This window comes from Pseudomonas sp. TAA207, assembly GCF_001529285.1.
GTDB classification, from domain to species: Bacteria; Pseudomonadota; Gammaproteobacteria; order Pseudomonadales; family Pseudomonadaceae; genus Aquipseudomonas; species Aquipseudomonas weihenstephanensis.
Genome location: NZ_LLWJ01000053.1, coordinates 1 through 22,321 on the forward strand (window position 1 = coordinate 1; position 22,321 = coordinate 22,321).

A 22,321-nucleotide genomic window follows, 5' to 3' on the forward strand; every position below is an offset into this window, starting at 1 on the left:
ATGCTCTCCTTGCTGAAAAAAAAGGACTTGAAAGGCCCAAATGCCGTTCAAGTGCCGATAGAGACAATCAAGGTTCATGCCAAAGCTAATAAAACCTATGTTAATCAATGAGGTAACAAGTTTAAGTCAATCGGAACGATGATTTTCACGTAAGAAACATCGACAAAGTGCGCAAGAAGTTGCGCAGTGCTGCGCAACTTCTTGCGCACTCATCTACAGCTCATGTCTTATGAGTGCTGTAGCGATGTATGCACAGGGTTATCCACATTTGAGTGCGCAACTTCTTGCGCAGTTGAGCGCTAGGCGGTCAGTGACGGTTCGAGCGGGCACATAGCGGCTGAGACTGTTGCTTGTCGACAGCCTGCTTTCACCCCCACGTTTGTCGCAAGCATGCGATTTCAGGACGCGATTTAACTGCGCCGGGGTGCCGTCGATCTGGAAAAAAGCAGATCTACCACTGCCGTGCAATCGTCGAATCGCCCATCCATCGTCGTCATCCGGCCTTGCAAAACACACGCGCCGTTCAAACACCCTTTTTTACCAGGCATCACGCAAAACGTGGACGCCAGAGCGAAGGTACGTTGAGAGAACGCGCTAGCCTGTTCACGCGCTCAACGAACGGCGAATCCGCCCCAACGGGCCCGCGACGAACGCCAGCAATGCCAACAAACCCTAGAGATGTTGAACATCCGCTACAGACCGCCGTACAACTGTCGTCACGCATATGCGACAATGCGCGCCATGTCCGGCATCAATCCCGCCTTTATTGCTCAGCAACTTGGCCATAGCGTCCAAATGTTGCTGTCTACGTATGCGCGTTGGCTCAACTCAAGCTCAGACTGGAGCGAGCTGGAAAAGCTCCACATTGGTATCGGCTCAAACCAGCCAACTCTAAGCTATTGATAGGTAAAGTAATTGATCTCCACAGCTAACATCACGATGCAATTCGGCGCTAAGCCGCTTTTTGAGAACGTTTCAGTCAAGTTTGGCGCGGGCAACCGCTATGGCTTGATCGGTGCCAACGGGTGCGGCAAGTCCACTTTCATGAAGATCCTCGGCGATGATCTTGAGCCGTCTGGCGGCCAGGTCATGCTGGAGCCGAACGTGCGTCTGGGTAAGTTGCGCCAGGATCAGTTCGCCTACGAAGAATTCACCGTGCTCGACACCGTGATCATGGGTCACGAAGAGCTGTGGAAGGTCAAGGCCGAGCGCGATCGTATCTATTCCCTGCCCGAAATGACGGAAGACGACGGTATGGCCGTCGCTGAACTCGAAACCGAGTTCGCCGAAATGGACGGTTACACCGCTGAATCGCGCGCCGGTGAGTTGCTGCTAGGTCTGGGTATCGGTATCGAACAGCACAATGGCCCGATGAGCGAAGTCTCGCCAGGCTGGAAGTTGCGTGTTCTGCTGGCTCAGGCGCTGTTCTCCGATCCTGAAGTATTGCTGCTCGACGAACCGACCAACCACTTGGATATCAACACTATCCGCTGGCTGGAAAACATTCTGACGCAGCGTAACAGCCTGATGATCATCATTTCTCACGATAGACACTTCCTGAACAGTGTCTGCACCCACATGGCTGACCTGGACTACGGCGAACTGCGTCTGTTCCCGGGCAACTATGACGAGTACATGACGGTCGCCACCCAATCGCGCGAGCAACTGCTGTCAGAAAACGCCAAGAAAAAGGCTCAGATCAACGAGCTGCAAGCGTTCGTCAGCCGCTTCTCGGCTAACGCCTCGAAATCCAAGCAGGCCAGCTCCCGCGCCAAGGCGATCGACAAGATCACTCTGGCCGAAGTCAAACCTTCGAGCCGTGTCAGCCCGTTCATTCGTTTCGAGCAAAACAAAAAGCTGCACCGTCAGGCTGTGATTGTCGAGCAAATGGCCAAAGGCTTTGATGGCAAGACGCTGTTCAAGGACTTCAGTTTCACCGTTGAAGCTGGCGAGCGCGTAGCGATCATTGGCCCGAACGGTATCGGCAAAACCACCTTGTTGCGCACCCTGGTCAACGAACTGACTCCGGATGCCGGCACTGTGAAGTGGACCGAAGCCGCTGAGCTGGGTTACTACGCCCAAGACCATGCACATGACTTCGAAGACGACATGACCCTGTTCGACTGGATGGGTCAGTGGACTCAAGGCGAGCAAATGGTACGCGGCACTTTGGGCCGCATGCTGTTCTCCAACGATGACATTCTCAAGTCGGTAAAAGTGATTTCCGGTGGTGAGCAAGGTCGCATGCTGTTCGGCAAGCTGATCCTGCAAAAAGCCAACGTGTTGATCATGGACGAACCGACCAACCACTTGGACATGGAATCCATCGAAGCGCTGAACCTGGCGCTGGAAAACTACCCGGGTACGCTGGTTTTCGTCAGCCACGACCGTGAATTTGTTTCCTCGTTGGCCACTCGCATCATTGAGTTGAGCCCAAGCGGCGTGATCGACTTCAGCGGCACGTACGATGACTACCTGCGTAGCCAAGGCGTCGTGTTCTGATTCAAGGCACCCTGCGGGCTTAATAGCATCATCAAAAAAACCGTCCTCGTGACGGTTTTTTTGTGGGATGGCGTTCGTAGCAAATAGTTAGCCTGCTTTCTTTTATCGCCCGCGCACGCCATCATGCGCGCCATCGATGATTGTTAGCCGGAACGCCCGCCATGCCTGTGCAACACCCCTCGCCCTCACCTTGCGGGTCAGTCACTCTACAAATCTTGTCCATCGTTTTTTATACCTTCATCGCCTTCCTTTGCATTGGTTTGCCCATCGCGGTTCTGCCCGGCTATGTTCACGATCAGCTTGGTTTCAGCGCTGTAGTCGCAGGTTTAGCCATTGCCTCGCAATACCTCGCCACCTTGCTCAGCCGCCCCTTTGCTGGCCGTCTGGTGGACAGCCTGGGCACTAAACCCGCCATTGTTTATGGCTTGAGCGGCATCGCCATCAGCGGTGCGCTGACCGCCATTGGCGTGTTGCTGGAGCAATGGCCACTGCTTAGCCTGAGCATCTTGCTCATGGGGCGGGTTTTTCTGGGCGTGGCACAAGGCTTGATCGGCGTGGGGACAATAAGCTGGGGCATCGCCCAAGTCGGCTCTGAGCATACCGCTCGGGCCATCGCCTGGAATGGCATTGCGTCATACGGAGCAATTGCGGTTGGCGCCCCCGTGGGTGTGCTGATGGTTGACCAATGGGGTTTTTTCAGTGTGGGCATCGGCCTGTTGGCCTTGGCCTTAAGCGCTCTAGGGTTGATTCGAAAGCGCGTTGCCGCGCCTGTCATACCCGGCAAACGCCTGCCCTTTTGGTCAGTTTTCGGCTTGATCGCGCCCCACGGGCTGAGCCTGATGTTGGCCTCGATTGGCTACGGGACCCTGACCACGTTCATCACCCTGTATTACCTGGACCGTGGCTGGCCAGGCGCCGCGTATTGCCTGAGTATGTTTGGTCTGTGTTTTATCCTGGCGCGGCTGATATTCATCAACAGCATTAATCGCCTGGGTGGCTATACCGTGGCCATTGCATGCATGGCCATAGAAACCCTGGGACTCGGCCTGTTGTGGCAAGCCCCTTCCATCGCATATGCCCTGGCGGGTGCCGGGCTGACCGGGTTTGGTTTGTCACTGGTGTATCCGGCCTTGGGGGTTGAGGCCGTCAAGCAAGTGCCCACCGCCAGCCGGGGCGCCGGGCTGGGTGCTTACGCTGTATTTTTCGATCTGGCATTAGCCATCGCGGGGCCGATGATGGGGGCCATTGCCTTGAACATGGGTTACCCGTGGATCTTTTTCTGCGCTGCGGTTTTATGTGTGTTGGGACTCTTGTTGACCCTCGGATTATCAAAGCGCACGCGCTGTTGAGTCATTGATCTGCAGTGCGCAGGGCTTTTTGCGAAGGACTTTGCAAGGCCTGGCGGAAAAATCGCCCCGCCTCCTCAATCAGGTCGCGGTGTATATCCTCGCGATCAACACCGTCTGCGTCGGTGCACAAACCGGGCATTATCGCCATTTGCTCGTCCGTACACGGTGCCATGAATACAAAGTGACCTGCGCCCGCAATCACTTTGAATTCGGGTGCCACCGGCAACTTGCGTGCGAGCGCATCGGCGTTTTTGTCCGGGAACACCAACGTATCGTCATCGCCACTGTAAAGCAGGACTGGCACATGGACATCTGCCAGCGTTTGGCGTCCGAACATCAGACTCAAGGGTGCCAGCAGCAGCAATGCATGCACCCGCGGGTCTGCGCTGGGGACAAGGTCGTCACGATCGGCGATCAACTCGCCCTGTGTGGTGCAAGCGTCACGGTCGTTCGGCCGCTCCTGGCAGTAACGGCGTAAACGCTCCAGATCAGGTTGCGCGCCCGCGAGGATCAGCGCGGTTTCTCCTCCGGCCGAGTACCCCATGACGCCCACTTCATCACCCAGTACGTGGGGTGATAAATGGCGGTCATGCAAGGTCGCGCTGATCGCCGCGGATATCTGCATGGGCCGCCCATACAAGTTGCTCAAGGTGCCAAGCCGACTGTGATCTTTATAGTTATCGCCGGGGTGGAGCACGGCAACCACGACAAAACCTTTACGCGCCAGCGCTGTGGCCAAGTCATGCAGGGCCAGAGGTGTTCCGGTATTGCCATGGGACAGCATCAACAACGGGTAATGCCCGCTGGCAATTTTGGCGTTTTCAGTGGCATCCACTTGATAGCTGCCTATTCGGCTACTGCCCTCTTTCGCCGTAGAGGGGTAAAAGGCAAGCGCGTGCATCGGCTGATGATCCAGCGGGTCCTGAAAACTCAGGCGATGAAAACCCACACTCCACTGCAAGAGCGGTTCAGCTCGCACGATTAAAGGGCAGCTCGACAATAAAAAAACCATAACCGCACACAGACGCATCATGGAGGCTCACCTTGGTGAAGGCTTAGCGTGAGAGTTGATGCCAAAACGTAGTGTTTGGTCTGGGCATAACCCACGCCAGCATCTTTCAGGCCAAAAGCAAAAAACTCCGTACCTTGGCCATGTGTAGATGGCCAGAATACAGAGTTTAGTGTGTACGGCGTGCCTGCAAAGCTTACGCGACGCTGAACAAGCCTTCGCCAATGTGCGCGTGTGCATCATTCATGGCTTTGCTGCGAACATCGTCGCCGTAAGCCAGACCGTGAGCGCGAACAAACTCGATATCAGTGATGCCCAGAAAGCCCAACATCACTTTCAAATAGTCTTCATGTGCCGAACCGGTAGGCTGGCCCACGTGCAGGCCGCCTGAGGTGGAGACCACGATGACCTTTTTGTTAGCGCAAAGCCCTTCAGGCCCGGCGTCGGTGTAACGGAAGGTCTGGCCTGCCACGGCAATACGATCAATCCACGCTTTGAGCTGGGTCGGGATGGTGAAGTTGTACATCGGTGCGCCAATCACGACCGCATCGGCAGCCAAGAACTGCGCCAAGGTATCTGCGCTCAATTGTGCTTCATGCTTCTGTGCTGCATCGCGCAGTTCAGCCGGGGTGGCGGCGGCCACCAGCGTAGCGGACGAAAAGTGTTCAATCGCTTCAGCCGCCAGATCGCGGTAGCTGACTTCAATGCTCGGATCGGCGGCTTTCCAGGCGCCAACCACTTCACGGCTCAACTGACGCGACGCTGAGTTGTCGCCCAAAATGCTCGAATCGATATGCAACAGTTTCATGGTGATCTCCACAAATGAGGATCGCCGCCGGGCGATCAAGTGGCAGTGATACTACCGATGAAAGCAATCGACGATAAGTCGTCCATTGTGTGATAGTTCGTCCCACTTGTAGGACGATGAGAAAACTCATGCAGGATCTTAACGATCTCTATTACTTTGCCAAGGTGGTCGAAGCCGGCGGGTTTGCCGCTGCGGGCCGGCTACTGGGTATCCCCAAGTCACGCTTGTCGCGCCGGGTCGCCGAGCTTGAGGAACGCTTGGGCGCGCGTCTGTTACAGCGCACCACCCGCCAACTCAAACTTACAGCCGTGGGTGAACGTTACCTGCGCCACTGTCAGGCGATGCTGCTTGAAGCCGAGATGGCTGACGAGGCCGTCGCCAGCATGTCCAGCGAACCGCGCGGGCCATTGCGGGTGTCATGCCCGGTGGGACTGGCGCATGAATTCATGCCCGAGGTCATTAGCGCGTTTTTGCGCGCCTACCCTCAGGTGCAGCTGGAAATGATCCTGCTCAATCGTCGGGTTGACCTGATCACCGAGGGCATTGACGTAGCGATGCGTGTGCGCGAGCTGGGGGACGAAGACCCATTGTTGGTCACGCGGCGCCTGCGTCAGGCGCAGACCGTCATGGTGGCAAGCCCCGAGTTTGCCCGTGAATGGCCCATCAGTACCCCGAATGACCTGAAGCAGGTCCCGGTTTTAGGTGCCCTGGAGGCTGATCGCATGGTCCACCTGCGCATGCTGGATGAACAGGGCAAGCCTTGCGACCTGGTGCTGCAAGCGCGGTTAGGCATTGATGACTTTATTGTGCGCAAAGCCTGCACCCTGTCAGGGATGGGTTTCACCGTGCTGCCCATGATGTATTGCGAGCAGGAATTGCACACAGGCCAACTGGTGCAATTGCTGCCCAAATGGTCACTGCCGGGTGGCTGGCTGCACGCGGTTTACCCGCATCGGCGCGGTGTCATGCCCGCAGTACGCGCCTGGATCGAACATCTGGTCGAATCATTTGAACGCTGTGGAGACAAGCTTCTATGAGCGCTAACAAGATGAGTAAAGAAGAGGTCGCTGCGTATTGCCGCAGCCTGCCGGGCGTCAAAGAAGACATTAAGTGGGGAGGTGTTCATGTGTTCTTTGTTGACCAGAGCAAGATGTTTGCGCTGTTCAACCTGAATCAGGACGGGCTGTCATTTAAAGTCGAAAAAGACCTGTTTCTGGGCTATGTCGACCGACCCGGTATACATCCCTCGCCGTATCTGGCGCGGGCGCACTGGATCAATATGAAAACACCCTACCCGATGGCCACCGCAGAACTGCAAGACTTGCTGCGCCGTTCTCATCAGTTGGTGGTGGGTAAACTGCCGAAAAAACGTCAGATCGGCTTATTGCTCTGACGTTTTTGCGCAATGCCCTACAGATCAATAAACGTCATTTTCAAGAACAGCACATCAATCCAGAGTGCTTGATGCGCCGCGACGATCAACCAGAACCACACTTGGTAGGAGACTTTGCGGGTTTTGTGGCGAAACACGTGTTGCGCCACACACGCGCCAGGCCATCCCCCCAACAACTCCACCCCATGCAGGACGTTCTCCGGCGTACGCCAGCGGCCTGCTCTGGCCTGTTGCTTGTCATACCCATACAAGCCGAATGCCAGCGCGCTGGCGATGACGTACACCAATAACGGCACGCGGGTGACGCCGGTGACCAGCAGCATCACCGCGCCCCCCACCGGCAACGCGCACAGCAGGGCAAAAATCACTAGCTTGAGCTTCACCCCACGAACCGGTCCGGTGTAATGCGCCGGCTCGCGCCCAGAGGTCTGACGCTGTTTGACGGGTGTTCTCACGCAGACGCTGCCGACCAGTCAATCCAGCCAAACTGCCAGGTGGCCAAAATCAGCAGGCCAAAGACAATGCGATACCAGGCAAAGGCCGCATAACTGTGACTGGAAATAAACTTCAACAAGGCACGTACGGCAATCATCGCGAAGATAAACGAGGTCACAAAGCCAATGGCAAACACCGGCAAATCATCCGGTTGAAACAGGTGTCGGTACTTGTAACCGGAATACACCGCTGCACCGACCATGGTCGGCATCGCCAGAAAAAACGAAAATTCAGTCGCAGCCTTGCGCGACAAACCAAACAACAAACCGCCAATGATGGTCGAGCCCGAACGCGACGTGCCGGGGATCATTGCCAGGCATTGGGCGAAACCGATCTTGACGGCGTCCTTCCAGGTCATGTCATCCACGGTTTCTGCGTGGATCACATGCTGGCGACGTTCGGCCCATAGCATGATGACCCCGCCGATGACCAAGGCTGTGGCCACGGTGATCGGGTTGAACAGGTACTCATGAATGGTATCGGCGAAAATCACGCCCAGCACCACGGCGGGCAGTACAGCAATTATCAAGTTGACGGTAAAGCGACGTGCCTGCGGCTGTGTGGGCAAGCCGGTGACGACGTCCAGAATCTTGCGCCGAAACTCCCAGACCACGGCCAGAATCGCGCCGAGCTGAATAATGATGTTGAACGCCATCGCCCGCTCACCGCCAAAGTTGAGCAAGTCGGCAACGATGATTTGGTGGCCCGTACTGGAAATCGGCAAAAATTCCGTCAGGCCTTCAACTACGCCGAGTATCAACGCCTGTGCGGCAGTCCAAAGATCCATTGTTCCCCCATAAAGCCCCGCATCATGCCGAGCTGATAAGTCATTAGTGAGTGTCTGCAACCGCTGCCGCGGGGTGGGTTACAGCCGTGGATTTTCGCCAGTGCGATGTGAAAAAAGTGTCAGAAATCAAGAAACATACAGGTTTTGCGATTTCGGCCGAGATCCTATCAGACACATCCGACTTTCGCTGCTATGACATTAGACCCAAGTCGCATGGGCCACACCCGCCAAGCGTGCTTGGATGCTAGTCAGTGTCGACTACAAGAAGAAAAACAAGGAGTGACCGTTTTATGAATACCTTACGCAGGTTGTCCATCAGCCGTCGTTTGTGGCTGATTTTGATCGTGGCCATGGCCATGCTGCTGGCGTTGGGTTTGTTGATGCTCAAACAGATCCATGACGATCTTTATCAGGGCAAAGTCCAGAAAACCCAGCATGTCGTACAGACTGCCAGCGGCATTCTCAATTACTACCATGGGCTGGAAACGGCAGGCTCCTTGAGCCGCGAAGCCGCACAACAGCAGGCGTTGAGCGTGATCAGCCAGTTGCGCTACGACCACGATGACTACTTCTGGATCAATGACCTGCGCCCCTACATGGTCATGCACCCCACCAACCCCAAACTGGATGGCAAAGACCTTTCGGCAATCAAAGACCCGGACGGTTTTGCGATATTCAGCGAAATGGCGTCGCTGGCCAAAGCCAAAGGCGCGGGCATGGTCGATTACCGCTGGCCAAAACCCGGCTCTGACGCCCCGGTGCAAAAAACCTCCTACGTCCAACTGTTCGAGCCGTGGGGGTGGGTCATGGGGTCGGGGGTGTACATCGATGACATGCAGGCCGAGTTTTGGGGACAAGTCTGGAAAGCCTGCTGGGCCGGGCTTGGCATCGCGTTGATCATGGCCGCACTGGTGACGGTGATTGCGCGCAGTATCGTGCGTCCGCTGCAAGACGCCGTGCAGGCTATGGCCAACATCGCCAGTGGCGAAAGCGATCTGACCCGCAGCCTGGACACCCACGGGCAGGATGAAGTCACCGAACTGGCGCAGCATTTCAACGCGTTTGCCGCCAAGTTGCGCAATGTGGTCAGTCACCTGCAATCCACGGCCACGGCACTGGACCAGTCCTCCACTGAGCTAGGCAACGATGCCACTGATGCTCAACACCGTTGCCAGCAACAGGCGCTGCAAATGGATCAAGTGGCGACGGCGATCAACGAAGTCACCTACGCCGTGCAGGATGTGGCCAAAAACGCTGAGCACGCAGCCAGCGAAATGCGCGGTGCCCAGGAGCAGGCCGAACAAGGCCAGCACAACATTGACAGCAGCCTGCAACAGATCGGCGACTTGTCGGGCACGATCAACCAGGCCGTCGAGGTGATTCGCACCCTGGCCTCGCAAAGCAGTGAAATCAGTACGGTGCTGGAGGTGATCCGTTCGATCGCCGAGCAAACCAACCTGCTGGCACTCAATGCGGCCATTGAAGCGGCCCGTGCCGGTGAGCAAGGTCGCGGTTTTGCCGTGGTGGCGGACGAAGTCCGGTTGCTGGCCCAACGCACGCAAAAGTCCACTGCAGACATTCAGACCATGATCGAGGGGCTGCAAAAACACTCCGAAGCGGCGGTCAATGTCATCGCCAGCAGCAGCCGCGCATCACAGTCAACCATCGAGCAAGCGACGTTGGCCGGGCAAAGCCTGAGCAGTATTGGTCAGGCCTTGAACAATTTGAATGCTCTGAACGCCTCGATTGCCAGTGCCACCTTGCAACAGGCGCATGTGGTCGAAGACATCAACCAAAACGTGACCCAGGCCGCTGGCTTGTCGCAAAGCACGGCACAGGCGGCCGAGCAATCGAGCGCTGCCAGTGTTCATCTCAAGGAATTGAGTGTGCAGTTGAACAATCTGTTACGTCAGTTCAAGGTCTGAGGTGCGCCGCGGCGCAGACCTACTCTGCGCCGCGGTAGTGATCGGTCAGGCGATCACAATGTCCGCGCCACCAAGATGGGCCAGGCCCACGCCCACCAACGTGACCGAGCTGTCACCAAAACTCAGTACGGTGTCGACGCCCGATGCACGGGCATGTGCCCGGTAATCGGCGTTGTAACCGCCCTCCACGCCCAAAAACACCAATGTATCGTTGCCTTGATAGCCCTTGAGCGTGTCGTGCCCGAAATCACCGGTGAACACGAAGGTGTTATGCCCCCCCGCCGCCTCTAGCAGGTCATCACCCGCGCCGCCAATGAACACATGCTGGCCCAGCGTGCCGATCAAATGATCATTGCCGCCCTGCCCGATCAGCCAGTCACCCTTGAGCTGGGCCTTGAGCGTACTGTCAGCGGTGCTGGCAGTGACTGAGTGGGTGTAATCGCTGCGGGTATTGCCTGTCCACAACCCGTCGTCTGCCACCCGGTGCGTGACCGACTGGCGGATGCCCAGCCAATTGGGTTCCTCGCTCACCAGCATGCTGATGTCGTGGGTCAATGTGATTGCGCCCTGAGCGTCGCGCACATACACCGTGCCCTGCCCGTCATTCACCACATCGACCTTGCTCAAAGACGTTTGCAACTCCAGCGTATTGATGCCTTTGCCCCCCACAATGATGTTGTAACCGCCACTGTCACGGAACGTGTCGTTGCCATCACGCCCTTCAAGGAAATCATTACCGCGCCCCCCTTGAATCAAGTCATTGCCATCGCTGCCAATAATCAACGTGGTGCCGGTGTGCGTTTGAGCATTGCGATTGAGGTCTTGCACCCAGGTGGTTGCCCGGGCCGGATCGGACAGGTTGGCGACGACGATGGTCGAATCCTTGTACGTCAGGTCGTAGAACGCCGAATCGACGATACGGTTCATGCCGCTTTCGTAGCCACTGGGCAAATGCGTGACCCATGTCGACACATTGACGATAGAAAACGGCATCACATTCCACAGGGTTGAGGCGTAATGGTCGTTGAAGCTCACGATGTTGTTGGTCGCCGACGGCTGATGCGCGTCATGAACGCCCAATGACGACAGGCTGAAATCCGAACCGTCGAGCGCTCGAAACACCGGGTCGTTCTCGTAACCTATGTTCAACACGTTGTGCGTGTTTTCACTTTGGGTCGGTGACGCGAACGCCACGTAGCGCGCGTCCTGGTAAAAGCCTGACCACCGGTCAGCACTCAGGTCGGCCAGGCTGTTGACCGCCAACCCGCCCAGACTATGGCCGCTGACTAAAATATCCTTACCACTTAAACCATGTGCCGAGGCAAAGGCTGCAACGTTGCCCAGCAACGCGTTAAATGCGTTGCCTGTGTAGTTTTTGGCGTAATCGGCAGGGCCGATCGCCGCCAGCAGGTCGCTGATGGCATCGCCAATAGAATCGCTAATCAACGATTCTCGTGGGCCACTGGTGCCACGAAAACCGATGCCGATTGAAGTTAAATGCCCATCTGCTGCGTATTTGCCCAGTATTTCTACCTGAGCGGTGTCGTAGCCTTTCTTTTCGCCGAAGAAGGTCCCGCGCTGGTCGACCTTTCCCGCGTAGCCCAATTGCTCGGCGCTGATAGGTGTCCACCCGGCTTTCTCGACCGCTTCACGCGCCAGCTTTTCGGAATCCGGGTTCCACGGGATACCAGGCACCACCCCTTGCGCGTCCACGCCACCCAACACCGCCTTGACCAGCGTGGCAGGCAAGCCGGTGCCCATACCGTTTTTCTGATAACCGACTGCAAAGCCGTTATCGAGGTTGTGATAGCTGTACAACGTGATTGCCAACGCATCGTTGAACAGCGCCGCCGAAGCCTCTGCTCCCACATCCTTGTAGTCAAAAACAGCCATGGTGTTGCACTCCTCTGGGTAAAAACTAATGAGCGTTCAGCGGCTGGACAAACGCCTCATCGACACGCGCAAGGTCTTGTTCGCGCAGGGTGCCCGCATAGAAATGCAGCTTGGTCCACGCCAATAAGTAGTCATAACGGGTTTGCGCCAGATCACGTCGCGTGCTGTAGAGCTGCTGCTCGGCATTCAGTGCATCCAGGTTGACCCGCTCACCGCCCAAAATGCTTTGCCGGGTGGAGACCACTAACGCCTCGGCCGAGACCAGGGCTTTTTGATAGGCGCGCAGCTTGCTGACCCCCGACTGACAGGCATTGAATTGACGGCGCAGTTCGATCAGCGTTTCGCGGGTTTTGCCTTCCAGCTCGTATTCGACTTGCGACAAATTGCTGCTGGCCTGGCGCACCGAGGCCGAGACCCCGCCGCCCGCATACAGCGGCAGGTTGATTTCAATACCAATGGTATTGGTGTCATAACGCTGGTTGTAGGTGTTGCCGCTTTCAGACTCCATCTTGCGCACACTGGCATAAGCGTTGAGCTTGGGCAGATGGCCGGCGCGGTTGCGCTCGACTTCATAACGCGCCACTTCCAGCGCTTCACGTTGCGAGGCTAATGCCGGGTTATTGGCCAGCGCCAGGTCGTGCCAGGTCGAGAAATTGGCAGGTTCAAGGGCGAAGGTGCCGAAGTTATGGGCCAGCGGCGTGAGTTGATCAATGTCGATCAGCGGCTGGCCAATCAGCGCACCCAGTTCGCGCAACGCCGCGTCTTGCTCATCGCGGGCCTGGATTTCCTCGGCGGTGGCCAATTCATAGCGCGATTCGGCTTCAAGAATGTCCGTGCGCGTGCCCTCGCCTTGGCGAAACAGGTGTTCGTTCTGCCGCAATTGTTGCTCGTAGGCTTTTTTCTTGGCTTGTGCGTTGTCGATCTGATCCTGTGCAAACAATGCCTGCGTGTAATGCGTCAGCACCCGCACCAGCAGTTCCTGACTTTTACTGCGAAAGTTCTCATCGGCAAACAACGATTGCGCCACCCCCTTGCGGTAATTGGCGTAAGCCTCGTAGTCAATCAAGGGCTGTTGCAGCATGAACGTCGAGCCGTAGCTGCTGTAGTTGCGGTCTTCGTGGCGGTTGCCGTTTTCATTCAGATAGGTGGCTTTGGAGTTGTTGCGCCCCTTGTTGTAGTTGTACGACAACTTGGGCAGCAGGCCAGCACGGCCGATGATGCGGTTTTCCTGGCCTGCCTCGCGCTCCTTGATGGCCCCCAGAAACTCAGGGTCATTGCGTAATGCCTGTTCGTACACCTGAAACGGTCCCATCGCCTGTGCGCTAACGGCGATCCCCGCCCATAGCACCCACCCCAGGCACATCTTTGAAGCTGCTTTCATACGTCGCAATTTCCTATCGCTCAGTCAACGCAGAACCTGCGCGATCCAACAGTGGTTTAAACAGGTAGTTGAGCAGCGAGCGCTCGCCCGTGCGCACAAACATCTCAGCTGGCATGCCGGGTTTGATCACCAGGCCATTGAGTTTCTCCAGCGCCTGGTCACTCACCGAACTGCGCAGCACGTAGTACGGCATGCCAGTTTTTTCATCGAGCAACTGGTCGGCAGACACCAGACTGACGTGTCCGGACACGCGCGGGGTGCTGCTTTGGTTGAAGGCGGTGAACAGAATGTCCACCGGCAACTGATTACCCACCTTGTCCACGAGGTTCACGGGCAAGCGGCCTTCCACTTCCAGTCGTGTGCCCTGCGGCACGATCTCTAGCAGGGTTTCACCGGCCCGAATCACCGCGCCTTCGGTGTGCACACCCAGATTGACGGCAATGCCGTCGGCGGGTGCATTAATCGCACTGTGCTGGAGGTCAAAGTCGGCGGAGGCCAGTTGCTGCTCAAGGGTCAGGCTTTTGAGTTGTGCATCAGCCAACTGACTGCGCACCTCTTTTTGGTATTCATCAACGTGCTGCGCCAATTTAAGGCGCGATTCGAGAATCCCTTGCTCAATGCGACCGCTTTCCCCCGCGTTTTGCGCCACATCCTGCTGTACCTGCGACAGTTGGCGCTCGTACTCCATCAACCGATTACGCGGGATGTAGCCGTTTTCGGCCAAAGGACGAAGATTGATCAACTGTTGGCGCAAGGAATCGGCCTGAGCGCCCAAATCGCCGCGCGCTCGGCGCATACCGGCCAATTGTTGGGTCGCGCCCTCGATACTGGCTTTAAGCCCTGATTGCTCGCGGGCAAACGCCTCGCGACGGCTGCTGAACAGTTGCTGCTGACCTTCCAGTACCAATGCCAGTCGCGGGTCAGGGTTAGCGCTCAACTCGGGCGGAAAACTCACACGCTGCAAGTTGTCGCGCTCACTCTGCCAACGCGCCGTGCTGGCCCACGCCATGCGGTACTGCGCGCGCAACGATTGAACATCCGCGTCGATCTGGGTTTGATCGAGTTGAAACAGCGGCTCGCCCTGGCGCACCACCTGCCCTTCACGCACCAGGATTTGGCTCACAACGCCAGCCCCCAGCGATTGCACCGCCTTACGCTTGCCTGACACCACCACGGTGCCTTGAACCGGAATACCTTCATCCAGCGGCGCAAGGCTGGCCCATGCGAAGAAACTGCCTGCGCCGACAATGGTCAGAATCCAGCCCATGCGCACGTAAAATCCGGCGCCTCGTTCACAAGCCTTGGGTAATTTTTGATCATTCATGATAGGAGCGTCCTTGCTCATGCGCCTGTGCTCTGGGTCTGTGCCTGATGCGGGCGATTGATACTGACTGCCGAGCCATGTTGTTGCTGGACACTGGCCAGCGCTTTGAGGACCTCCGCGCTGGGGCCGAACACCTGAATTCGCCCCTCATTAAGCACCAGCAATTTGTCAGCCTGAGCCAACGATGAGGACCGGTGGGTGACCAGCACCACGGTGCTGCCCTGCGCCTTGAGTTGCGCAATGGCATTGGTCAACGCCGCATCACCCACCGCGTCCAGATTGGAATTTGGCTCATCCAGCACCACCAGACGCGGGCTGCCATAAAGCGCCCGCGCCAAGGCTACGCGTTGTTTTTGCCCGCCCGACAAACCGCTGCCGTTGTCTCCCAGCACCGTGTCGTAACCGTGCGCCAGACGCAGAATCATCTCGTGAACACCGGCTTGCTGAGCGGCGGCCACCACGCGCTGGGGGTCGGGATCGCGAAAGCGCGCAATGTTTTGCGCGATGGAGCCACTGAACAGTTCGATGTCCTGAGGCAAATAGCCAATGTAGGGGCCCAACTGGTCGCGGTTCCACTGATGAATGTCGGCACCGTCGAGCCGCACCGTGCCCGCCAGGGTTGGCCATACGCCCACCAACACCCGCGCCAGCGTTGACTTGCCCGAACCTGATGCGCCCAACACGCCCAACACTTCGCCCGCATTGAGGCTAAAACTCACCTGATGCAAGGTCGGCACCGGGATGCCCGGCGGCGCAGCACTGACTTGCTCAAAACTGAGCTGGCCCTTAGGCGCGGGTAAGGCCATGTTGTCTTCAACCGAGGGGTGCTCACGCAACAAACCGTCAAGACGCTGATACGCCAACTTGGCGGAACTCCACTGCTTCCACACGGCAATCAATTGATCGATAGGGCTAAGCACGCGCCCCATCAGAATGGAACCGGCGATCATCATGCCCGCGCTCATTTCGCCTTGAATCACCAGTAAGGCACCAAGCCCCAACACCAATGACTGCAAGCACAAGCGCAGCGTTTTGCTGACTGACCCGATCACCGCGCCGGTGTCGCTGGCTTTGTTTTGCTCGGTTAAAAAGCGCGAATGCACGTTAAACCAGCGTTTACGTAAGACCCCCAACATGCCCATTGCCTGAATCGTCTCGGCGTTCTGCAAATGGCTGGTGGCCAATTGGCTGGACTGTTGCGAATACACGCTGGCCTGGCTCAAGGACTTGCGGGTCATGACCTCGTTGACGCACGCCAGCACAATCAGCAGGGCCGCACCTGCCGTGGCAAAGACCCCCAGCCAGGTATTGAACATGAAGATCACAAACAGGTAGACCGGAAACCACGGCGCATCGAAAAACGCGAACAAGGCCGGGCCGGTGACGAATTGACGAATCAGCGTCAGGTCGCCTAACGCCTGCCCGGCATGGGCCTGGCCGCTGAACAGGTTACGCTCGAAGGCTGCACGGTAGACCTGCTGGTTAAAGCGGCGCTCCAATTGGCTGCCGATGCGAATAACGATAAAACTGCGCACTGTTTCCAGGGTGCCAATGAAGATAAAGAACCCCACGACCATCAACGACAACATGGCCAGGGTGGTGGTGTTTTGCGACGACAGCACCCGGTCATACACCTGAAGCATATAAATGGAGGGCACTAACATCAGAATGTTAATCAGCGCGGTAAAACAGCCGACACTGATCAGGATTTTTTTATAGTCAGCCAGCGCATGTATCAGGGGCGCGACGGGACTGCTCTTAAGGCGCTTCATGAATCTTCCTTGATCAATAAACTACTTATCCAAGACACGGGGTGGAGCATCGCGCAGCCCTCGCGACCTGCCAACTTGTTGATCGGCTCATCACTGCTCCGCTGTTATTGAACGAAACTGATCCGCCCTCACTCATGCACCTTAAAGCCACGCCCCTTACTTCACAGTTTGTAAATGCGCACGCTTCATGACCAAGGGCTTACTGTCCTGCTCAAGACGCTCATAACGACCGGCCTCTATTAACGCTAAAAACATCGTTTTCGAATCGTCCTTACCGATAATCATCAAACCATCCGGGGTGGGGTACCACGTTGCGGGGGAACTTCCCAACCAGGGTTTGAGGCACTCAGCCTGCGCACTGAACGTTCCGTCTTGCTTGAGTTTTACCGTGCAGGTCTCATTTCCATTCTGTTGCAGATCAAACGTCCAATTGCCTGCCACTTGCGCAGGGCTTAACAACATCAATGAACTGGCCATAACACTCTCTGTGGTCAACAACAGCAATGCAGCGACACAGCCCATTGCCCTCGAAATTCTGGATGCAGTGCTCATACGACCTCGGCCTTGTGCCAGAGAGCAGCGCTTGCGCGCTGCTCATGAACCGACAGCTTTACGCGACGATGTCGTAAGTTGCCACTTGACCCACAGTGGTCACCAGGAAGTCAGCGACACCATGGCCGCTGAAGTCCACTTGCAGCGAGCCAGCGTTGCTAGCCTGGCTGTAGCTGACAATGGCATCACCGGCATGACCGGTGAACGCGTCAACAAAGTTCAGGCCCCCCAGCTTGGTGATCGCCGTGAGGTCGATTTTGTCGAAGCCGCTCTGGAAGTCCTTGATGATATCGGCCGCTTTTGGCGTGGAGTCAGACACTGCACCAAACACGAACGTGTCAGAACCGGTGCCCCCCCACAGCTCGTCGGCACCGCCGCCGCCATAAATGATGTCGTTGCCGGCACCACCCTTGAGTACGTTGGCAGCATCGTTACCGATCAGCAGGTCGTTGCCCGAGCCGCCAATGGCGTTTTCGATGGTCACGCCTTGGGCGATCGACACGTTACCGGTCATGCCGCCAACATCAGAGAACGAACCTGCGGTGAGGTTGATTTTCTGGTTTTGGCTGAAGCCCGAGAAGTCCAGCGTGTCATTACCGCCGCCGTCCCACACCGAGAAAATCAGCTTGTCGGTCGATGAGGTGGCGCTGTAGAAGTCACGGTCAGCCGTGGAGTTGAAACCGTAAACGGTGTCATCCGCACGGGTTTCCAGGTTGGCGCCATACAGCTTTTGCACAGCGGCAATATCATCGAGCAACGGGGCAGATGCGTACGCACCTTCACCGGTCTTGGTGAAGACCTGGCCCGTGTTCTTCTCACTCCAGTAGCTCATGACACTGTAGGCGCGGGTATCTTCGGCATACACCGCGTCACGGTAGGTCGGGTTGCCATTGCCGGCGTTGTAGTCGCCGGGGTGAGACAGGCCCAGGGTGTGGCCGATTTCGTGAGTCAGGGTCTGGCGACCGTAGTTGCCTTCGCCCGGAGTTTTATTGACTTGGTAGTCCTTGTTGATCAAGTACCACGACTCACCTTTGCGCGAGCTGTTAGGCAAGTAGGCAAAGGCGGCGCCACCATTGCTGGCACTGAAGTTGGCGAATGTCATGTGACCATCGTCACCCCGGGCTGCCGGGCCTTCGGTGAAGGTCACTTTGGCCACGTCTGCCCATGACTCCAGCGACAGTTTGGCTTGCTCTTTTTGCAGTGCCGAGAACTGACTGAACGTGCCCAGACCACGGGAGGCATAGCCGACCGGTGGGGCTGTGAGGAACGTGTAGGTCAGGTTGATAACGCCGTCGTTGTTGAGGTCGTGCCAGCTCGCACCGCTGCGAGTCAGTTGGTCAGCCACCTGGTCAACCGTGAACGAAGGCTTGCCATTGACCAGATGATCACCTCGATCATAGAAATGGCTGAAATTATCAATTTGAGTGAAGGCAGAACTGGTGCCGTTGGCAGCAAAGGTCTGGTTTACGGACAGTGCTGCTTTCTCTTTAAGTTTCGACATGTAAACATTTCCTTGTTTAGCAGTAGAAAAGTTTTGACAGACAACGACGATCCCTTGGCGAGATCGTCCTATCACTCGCCGTTAAATGGCCGGGCGAAGTTGCCACATTTTTAAATATTTAGTCCAGCACTTTTTTGGCGTCAAAATGCGATCAATCGGTAAGTAACCGAAAACATTGGAAGTTTTGCTGAAAGGTTTTTCTGCGACCAACAAAGCGTCTCTTTATATTCGTTTCAGGAATAACGATACACGTTAAAACAGCGGCTTGCCGTTCACTGGCTGACTGCACGGTCTAGTGCACACACCTAAACTTTCAGGTGTGTCGTTCGTACTGCCCACCGGGCCGGCTTTCAACTTTTAGCGCCTGAAAATATGAGTCTTTAATAGCGACTTATCTTTACCGCGCGCCCGATATGCGCCGCATACAACGCTCCAAATGAGTGCAAATTAACAACTTGTTTTCTTATAAAAAACGTCGCTTATTTGTAAGTTTCAGACGCATCAAGTTATTTAAAAACGAACACCCACGGTCGACCACGTTATTAGTCACTGACCCCCGCGCCCTGTGAATACCCCTCACCGTTTTAGTGCAGAGCACGCACTCAACCCTCAGGAGGACCTGACGGAGCCAAGACACTTCATACCGCTAGGCCTGGGAATCGTCCTACAAACGGCACTTGACGATAGTGGGTGATTTGGGTTTCCCTGAAACCGGTTTCAGCGTCATGAATGAGACCGCCTGCGATAACACCAATAAAAGGTTTCAGGCCGTGAACAGTTTTTCTGCCGCCCAACGCTCACGCGTCACCATGCTGGATGTTGCCCAACGTGCTGGCGTTTCCAAAGCCAGCGTGTCGCGCTTTATCGGCGAAGACCGCGCCTTGCTCTCTGACGCCACTGCGCAACGGATTGAGCGTGCCATCGACGAGCTGGGCTATCGCCCCAACCAAATGGCTCGTGGTCTAAAGCGTGGACGTACCCGGCTGATTGGCATGCTGGTGGCGGATATCCGTAACCCGTACTCCATTGCCGTGATGCACGGTGTCGAGACGGCCTGTCGCCAGCACGGTTACAACTTGGTGGTGTGTAACACCGACCGTAGCGATGAGCAGGAAAGCCAACACCTTGCAGCCCTGCGCGCTTACAACATCGAAGGGCTGATTCTGAACACCCTCGGCCATCATCCTGACGCGTTGCAAGCGCTGCATCAGGAGATGCCCATCGTGCTGATTGATCGCAAGGTGGAGCAGTTGCACACCGACCTGGTGGGTCTGGACAACGCCGGTGCTGTGCGCACGGCCTTGCAGCACCTGCATGAGCAGGGGTTTCGTGACGTGTTGATGCTCAGTGAACCCGTGGACGGCACCAGTTCTCGCCTTGAGCGCGTCGCCAGCTTTACCGCGCAACTGGCCCATTACCCGGCGCTGCGTGGCGCCGTCATCGAAACCGGCCCTGCCCTTTTCAGCCTTGTTCAAACCTTTTTAAAGACCCCCGCCTGCGGCCCCAAAGCGCTGTTTTGCGCCAACGGGGTGGCCGCACTCGCCTGCACACAAGTGTTGCGGGCGCTCAACTGCAACCTGTTTGAGGAGGTGGGGGTCATCGCTCTGGATGACCTGGAGTGGTACCCGTTGGTCGGCAGCGGCATTACCGCCCTCGCCCAGCCGACCCAACAGATCGGCGCCAGCGCTTTTGAGTGCCTGTTTAAACGCTTGAGCGGCGACAAATCCGCGCCACGCGCGCTCGATTTTGCCGCACAGCTCATCGTTCGCGGTTCGACGCAACCCCCTGCTGCCTAACGCTTTTACGGCTGACGCCCTTCATACGAACACGCGCCGGCCTTTATCTAACAAGAAATGAAACCGGTTTCAGAGGTAAGCACCATGAACACATTCCCTGTCTCAATCAGCCTGTCGAGCTATGGCGCCGATCTGGTACGTCAGCGTGGCCAACAGAGTTTTATTGCGCTACTGGCCAACGCGGGCGCTCAACGCATTGAAGTGCGTGAAGAACTGCTGACCGACGAAAACCCTGCATCATTCAGCCTGGCCATTGATGAATACGCACTGGAATGCGTGTACTCCTCGCCTATGCAATTGTGGGATGCCGGTCAAACGCGGCCCAACCCTCAGTTGCTTGCGACCTTGCATCGCGCCCACAGCTTTGGCGCCAAATGGCTAAAAGTGTCGCTGGGCTATTTCACCGAACATTGCGATGTGGCCAATCTTGCGGCGTGTCTTGGCCAGCAACCGGTGCAATTGCTGGTTGAAAACGACCAAACCTCCCAAGGCGGTCGCATTGAGCCGCTCCAGCGGTTTTTTGATGCCGTTGAGCAGCAAGACGCGCCTGTGCGCATGACCTTTGACATTGGTAACTGGGCCTGGCAAGACCAATCTGCCAGCACGGCCGCACGTTTACTCGGGCGCCATGTCACCTACCTGCATTGCAAAGGGGTCGCCCGCCGCCCGGATGGCAAACTGATTGCCACCCCGCCGACGGCCACTGACTTACAAATGTGGGAACACTTACTGCCTCACATGCTTCAGGGCCTGACCCGTGCGGTGGAATACCCGTTACAAGGCAACGACCTGGACTGGCTGACCAAAGAGCACGTCGCCATGCTGGCCGTACTTGGGCAACAGGAGCTGAGCCATGTCTAAGGTCGATGTTCTGTCGTTTGGTGAAACCATGGCCATGTTGGTGGCCGAACACACGGGCGATTTGGCGCAGGTCGAGTTGTTTCATAAACGCATTGCCGGGGCTGACAGCAACGTGGCCATAGGCCTGGCACGGCTGGGTTTTAACGTGTCCTGGCTGAGTCGCGTGGGCGCAGACTCGCTTGGCCGCTTCGTGCTCCAGACCCTGCAAGCTGAAGGCTTGAACTGTCAGCACGTTGACATCGATCCGTTGCATCCCACGGGCTTTCAATTCAAGTCCCGTGTTGAAGACGGCAGTGACCCGCAAGTGGAATATTTCCGCCGCGGCTCTGCCGCCAGTCACCTGAACCGCGACGCCATCACCCCACACCTGCTCAGTGCCAGGCACTTGCATGCCACCGGCATTGTGGCGGCGCTGTCTGCCAGCTGCCGCGAGCTGTCATTTGAATTGATGCAGGCAATGCGTGCTGCCGGGCGCACCGTGTCTTTCGATCCCAATCTGCGCCCCTCGCTGTGGGCCAGCGAGTCGCAGATGATTGGCGACATCAACGCCCTCGCCGCCCGAGCGGACTGGGTATTGCCGGGATTGAGCGAAGGCCGGTTACTGACCGGCTATGACGACCCGAGTGACATTGCCAGGTTCTATCTGGACCAAGGGGCCGAAGCCGTGATCATCAAACTGGGTCCAAAAGGCGCCTACTACCGCACCGCTGACGCGGAAGATTTTGTACCGGCAGTGCCCGTAGAAAACGTGATCGACACGGTCGGCGCGGGCGACGGTTTCGCCGTGGGGGTCATCAGTGCCCTGTTGGAAAACCAGGGTTTTGCCCAGGCGGTACAACGCGGCAACTGGATTGGCAGCCGTGCCGTGCAAAGCCGTGGCGACATGGAGGGGCTGCCCTCGCGCGCCGATTTAAAGCTGCACATGGCGCACTGTGCGCCTGGTGAAACTGCGTAACTTGCTGCACCCGTGACC

18 protein-coding genes and 1 pseudogene are annotated in these 22,321 nt (G+C 56.9%); 9 read left to right on the plus strand and 10 right to left on the minus strand.

Translation table 11 applies throughout. From position 1 onward, the window contains the following. Positions 1-669 precede the first annotated feature (669 nt). From AP059_RS22990 to AP059_RS03785, 3 genes and pseudogenes are all read left to right on the plus strand, one after another. Positions 670-903, plus strand: a pseudogene (locus tag AP059_RS22990) (site-specific integrase); the annotation flags it as partial. A gap of 12 nt (positions 904-915) precedes the next feature. Continuing rightward, on the plus strand, positions 916-2,502 hold the full coding sequence (locus AP059_RS03780) for an ABC-F family ATPase (protein ID WP_082149463.1): 1,587 nt from the start codon (positions 916-918) through the stop codon (positions 2,500-2,502). Positions 2,503-2,663: 161 nt separating this feature from the next. Beyond that, positions 2,664-3,851, plus strand: a complete 1,188-nt coding sequence (locus tag AP059_RS03785; protein WP_059761946.1) for an MFS transporter — start codon at positions 2,664-2,666, stop codon at positions 3,849-3,851. Position 3,852: 1 nt separating this feature from the next. Here the strand turns inward: AP059_RS03785 and AP059_RS03790 are convergent, their stop codons facing one another. Continuing rightward, complete coding sequence (locus AP059_RS03790) at positions 3,853-4,884, minus strand: alpha/beta hydrolase family protein (protein ID WP_059761947.1); 1,032 nt, start codon at positions 4,882-4,884, stop codon at positions 3,853-3,855. A gap of 172 nt (positions 4,885-5,056) precedes the next feature. Then, positions 5,057-5,668, minus strand: coding sequence for an FMN-dependent NADH-azoreductase (locus tag AP059_RS03795; protein ID WP_059761948.1), 612 nt, complete (start codon positions 5,666-5,668; stop codon positions 5,057-5,059). A gap of 128 nt (positions 5,669-5,796) precedes the next feature. Between AP059_RS03795 and AP059_RS03800 the strand changes: the two genes are divergently transcribed. After that, positions 5,797-6,705: a LysR substrate-binding domain-containing protein gene (locus AP059_RS03800; protein WP_059761949.1), complete on the plus strand. Its 909-nt coding sequence runs from the start codon at positions 5,797-5,799 to the stop codon at positions 6,703-6,705. Beyond that, complete coding sequence (locus tag AP059_RS03805) at positions 6,702-7,061, plus strand: MmcQ/YjbR family DNA-binding protein (protein WP_059761950.1); 360 nt, start codon at positions 6,702-6,704, stop codon at positions 7,059-7,061. Before AP059_RS03800 ends, AP059_RS03805 begins: the two co-directional genes overlap by 4 nt. Positions 7,062-7,078: 17 nt before the next feature. Here the strand turns inward: AP059_RS03805 and AP059_RS03810 are convergent, their stop codons facing one another. Continuing rightward, entirely contained in the window at positions 7,079-7,516 is a 438-nt protein-coding gene (locus AP059_RS03810) for a DUF1294 domain-containing protein (RefSeq protein WP_059761951.1), read from the minus strand. Continuing rightward, the gene (locus tag AP059_RS03815; protein ID WP_059761952.1) at positions 7,513-8,343 is read right to left on the minus strand and encodes an undecaprenyl-diphosphate phosphatase; all 831 of its coding nucleotides are present in this window, start codon (positions 8,341-8,343) and stop codon (positions 7,513-7,515) included. The genes AP059_RS03810 and AP059_RS03815 overlap by 4 nt, the downstream gene beginning before the upstream one ends. Positions 8,344-8,633: 290 nt before the next feature. Between AP059_RS03815 and AP059_RS03820 the strand changes: the two genes are divergently transcribed. Next, positions 8,634-10,268: a methyl-accepting chemotaxis protein gene (locus AP059_RS03820; RefSeq protein ID WP_059761953.1), complete on the plus strand. Its 1,635-nt coding sequence runs from the start codon at positions 8,634-8,636 to the stop codon at positions 10,266-10,268. Positions 10,269-10,313: 45 nt separating this feature from the next. Here the strand turns inward: AP059_RS03820 and AP059_RS03825 are convergent, their stop codons facing one another. The 6 genes from AP059_RS03825 to AP059_RS03850 form a co-directional block, all read right to left on the minus strand. After that, entirely contained in the window at positions 10,314-12,161 is a 1,848-nt protein-coding gene (locus AP059_RS03825; protein ID WP_059761954.1) for a polyurethane esterase, read from the minus strand. 25 nt (positions 12,162-12,186) lie between these two features. Continuing rightward, positions 12,187-13,524 (minus strand): TolC family outer membrane protein, encoded by a 1,338-nt coding sequence (locus tag AP059_RS03830; protein WP_059761992.1) that lies wholly within the window; start codon positions 13,522-13,524, stop codon positions 12,187-12,189. A 31-nt stretch (positions 13,525-13,555) separates the two neighbouring features. Continuing rightward, positions 13,556-14,866 (minus strand): HlyD family type I secretion periplasmic adaptor subunit, encoded by a 1,311-nt coding sequence (locus tag AP059_RS03835; RefSeq protein WP_371260615.1) that lies wholly within the window; start codon positions 14,864-14,866, stop codon positions 13,556-13,558. 17 nt (positions 14,867-14,883) lie between these two features. Beyond that, the gene (locus AP059_RS03840) at positions 14,884-16,638 is read right to left on the minus strand and encodes a type I secretion system permease/ATPase (RefSeq protein ID WP_059761956.1); all 1,755 of its coding nucleotides are present in this window, start codon (positions 16,636-16,638) and stop codon (positions 14,884-14,886) included. Positions 16,639-16,794: 156 nt separating this feature from the next. Beyond that, a complete protein-coding gene (locus AP059_RS03845) occupies positions 16,795-17,190 on the minus strand; it encodes an AprI/Inh family metalloprotease inhibitor (protein WP_059761957.1) in 396 nt (131 codons plus the stop codon). A gap of 58 nt (positions 17,191-17,248) precedes the next feature. After that, positions 17,249-18,691, minus strand: a complete 1,443-nt coding sequence (locus AP059_RS03850) for a serralysin family metalloprotease (RefSeq protein ID WP_059761958.1) — start codon at positions 18,689-18,691, stop codon at positions 17,249-17,251. 770 nt (positions 18,692-19,461) lie between these two features. Here AP059_RS03850 and AP059_RS03855 point away from each other — a divergent pair. From AP059_RS03855 to AP059_RS03865, 3 genes are all read left to right on the plus strand, one after another. Next, positions 19,462-20,487, plus strand: a complete 1,026-nt coding sequence (locus tag AP059_RS03855; protein WP_059761993.1) for a LacI family DNA-binding transcriptional regulator — start codon at positions 19,462-19,464, stop codon at positions 20,485-20,487. An 84-nt stretch (positions 20,488-20,571) separates the two neighbouring features. After that, positions 20,572-21,348, plus strand: coding sequence for a sugar phosphate isomerase/epimerase family protein (locus tag AP059_RS03860; RefSeq protein WP_059761959.1), 777 nt, complete (start codon positions 20,572-20,574; stop codon positions 21,346-21,348). Next, a complete protein-coding gene (locus AP059_RS03865; protein ID WP_059761960.1) occupies positions 21,341-22,303 on the plus strand; it encodes a sugar kinase in 963 nt (320 codons plus the stop codon). The genes AP059_RS03860 and AP059_RS03865 overlap by 8 nt, the downstream gene beginning before the upstream one ends. The last annotated feature ends 18 nt before the right edge of the window (positions 22,304-22,321 follow it).

Bases quoted from the DNA above. Each gene is read 5' to 3' on its own strand.
- AP059_RS03785 (WP_059761946.1), top strand. From the start codon at position 2,664: ATGCCTGTGCAACACCCCTCGCCCTCACCTTGCGGGTCAGTCACTCTA.
- AP059_RS03790 (WP_059761947.1), bottom strand. From the start codon at position 4,884: ATGATGCGTCTGTGTGCGGTTATGGTTTTTTTATTGTCGAGCTGCCCT.
- AP059_RS03795 (WP_059761948.1), bottom strand. From the start codon at position 5,668: ATGAAACTGTTGCATATCGATTCGAGCATTTTGGGCGACAACTCAGCG.
- AP059_RS03800 (WP_059761949.1), top strand. From the start codon at position 5,797: ATGCAGGATCTTAACGATCTCTATTACTTTGCCAAGGTGGTCGAAGCC.
- AP059_RS03805 (WP_059761950.1), top strand. From the start codon at position 6,702: ATGAGCGCTAACAAGATGAGTAAAGAAGAGGTCGCTGCGTATTGCCGC.
- AP059_RS03815 (WP_059761952.1), bottom strand. From the start codon at position 8,343: ATGGATCTTTGGACTGCCGCACAGGCGTTGATACTCGGCGTAGTTGAA.
- AP059_RS03820 (WP_059761953.1), top strand. From the start codon at position 8,634: ATGAATACCTTACGCAGGTTGTCCATCAGCCGTCGTTTGTGGCTGATT.
- AP059_RS03825 (WP_059761954.1), bottom strand. From the start codon at position 12,161: ATGGCTGTTTTTGACTACAAGGATGTGGGAGCAGAGGCTTCGGCGGCG.
- AP059_RS03830 (WP_059761992.1), bottom strand. From the start codon at position 13,524: ATGTGCCTGGGGTGGGTGCTATGGGCGGGGATCGCCGTTAGCGCACAG.
- AP059_RS03835 (WP_371260615.1), bottom strand. From the start codon at position 14,866: ATGAATGATCAAAAATTACCCAAGGCTTGTGAACGAGGCGCCGGATTT.
- AP059_RS03840 (WP_059761956.1), bottom strand. From the start codon at position 16,638: ATGAAGCGCCTTAAGAGCAGTCCCGTCGCGCCCCTGATACATGCGCTG.
- AP059_RS03845 (WP_059761957.1), bottom strand. From the start codon at position 17,190: ATGAGCACTGCATCCAGAATTTCGAGGGCAATGGGCTGTGTCGCTGCA.
- AP059_RS03850 (WP_059761958.1), bottom strand. From the start codon at position 18,691: ATGTCGAAACTTAAAGAGAAAGCAGCACTGTCCGTAAACCAGACCTTT.
- AP059_RS03860 (WP_059761959.1), top strand. From the start codon at position 20,572: ATGAACACATTCCCTGTCTCAATCAGCCTGTCGAGCTATGGCGCCGAT.
- AP059_RS03865 (WP_059761960.1), top strand. From the start codon at position 21,341: ATGTCTAAGGTCGATGTTCTGTCGTTTGGTGAAACCATGGCCATGTTG.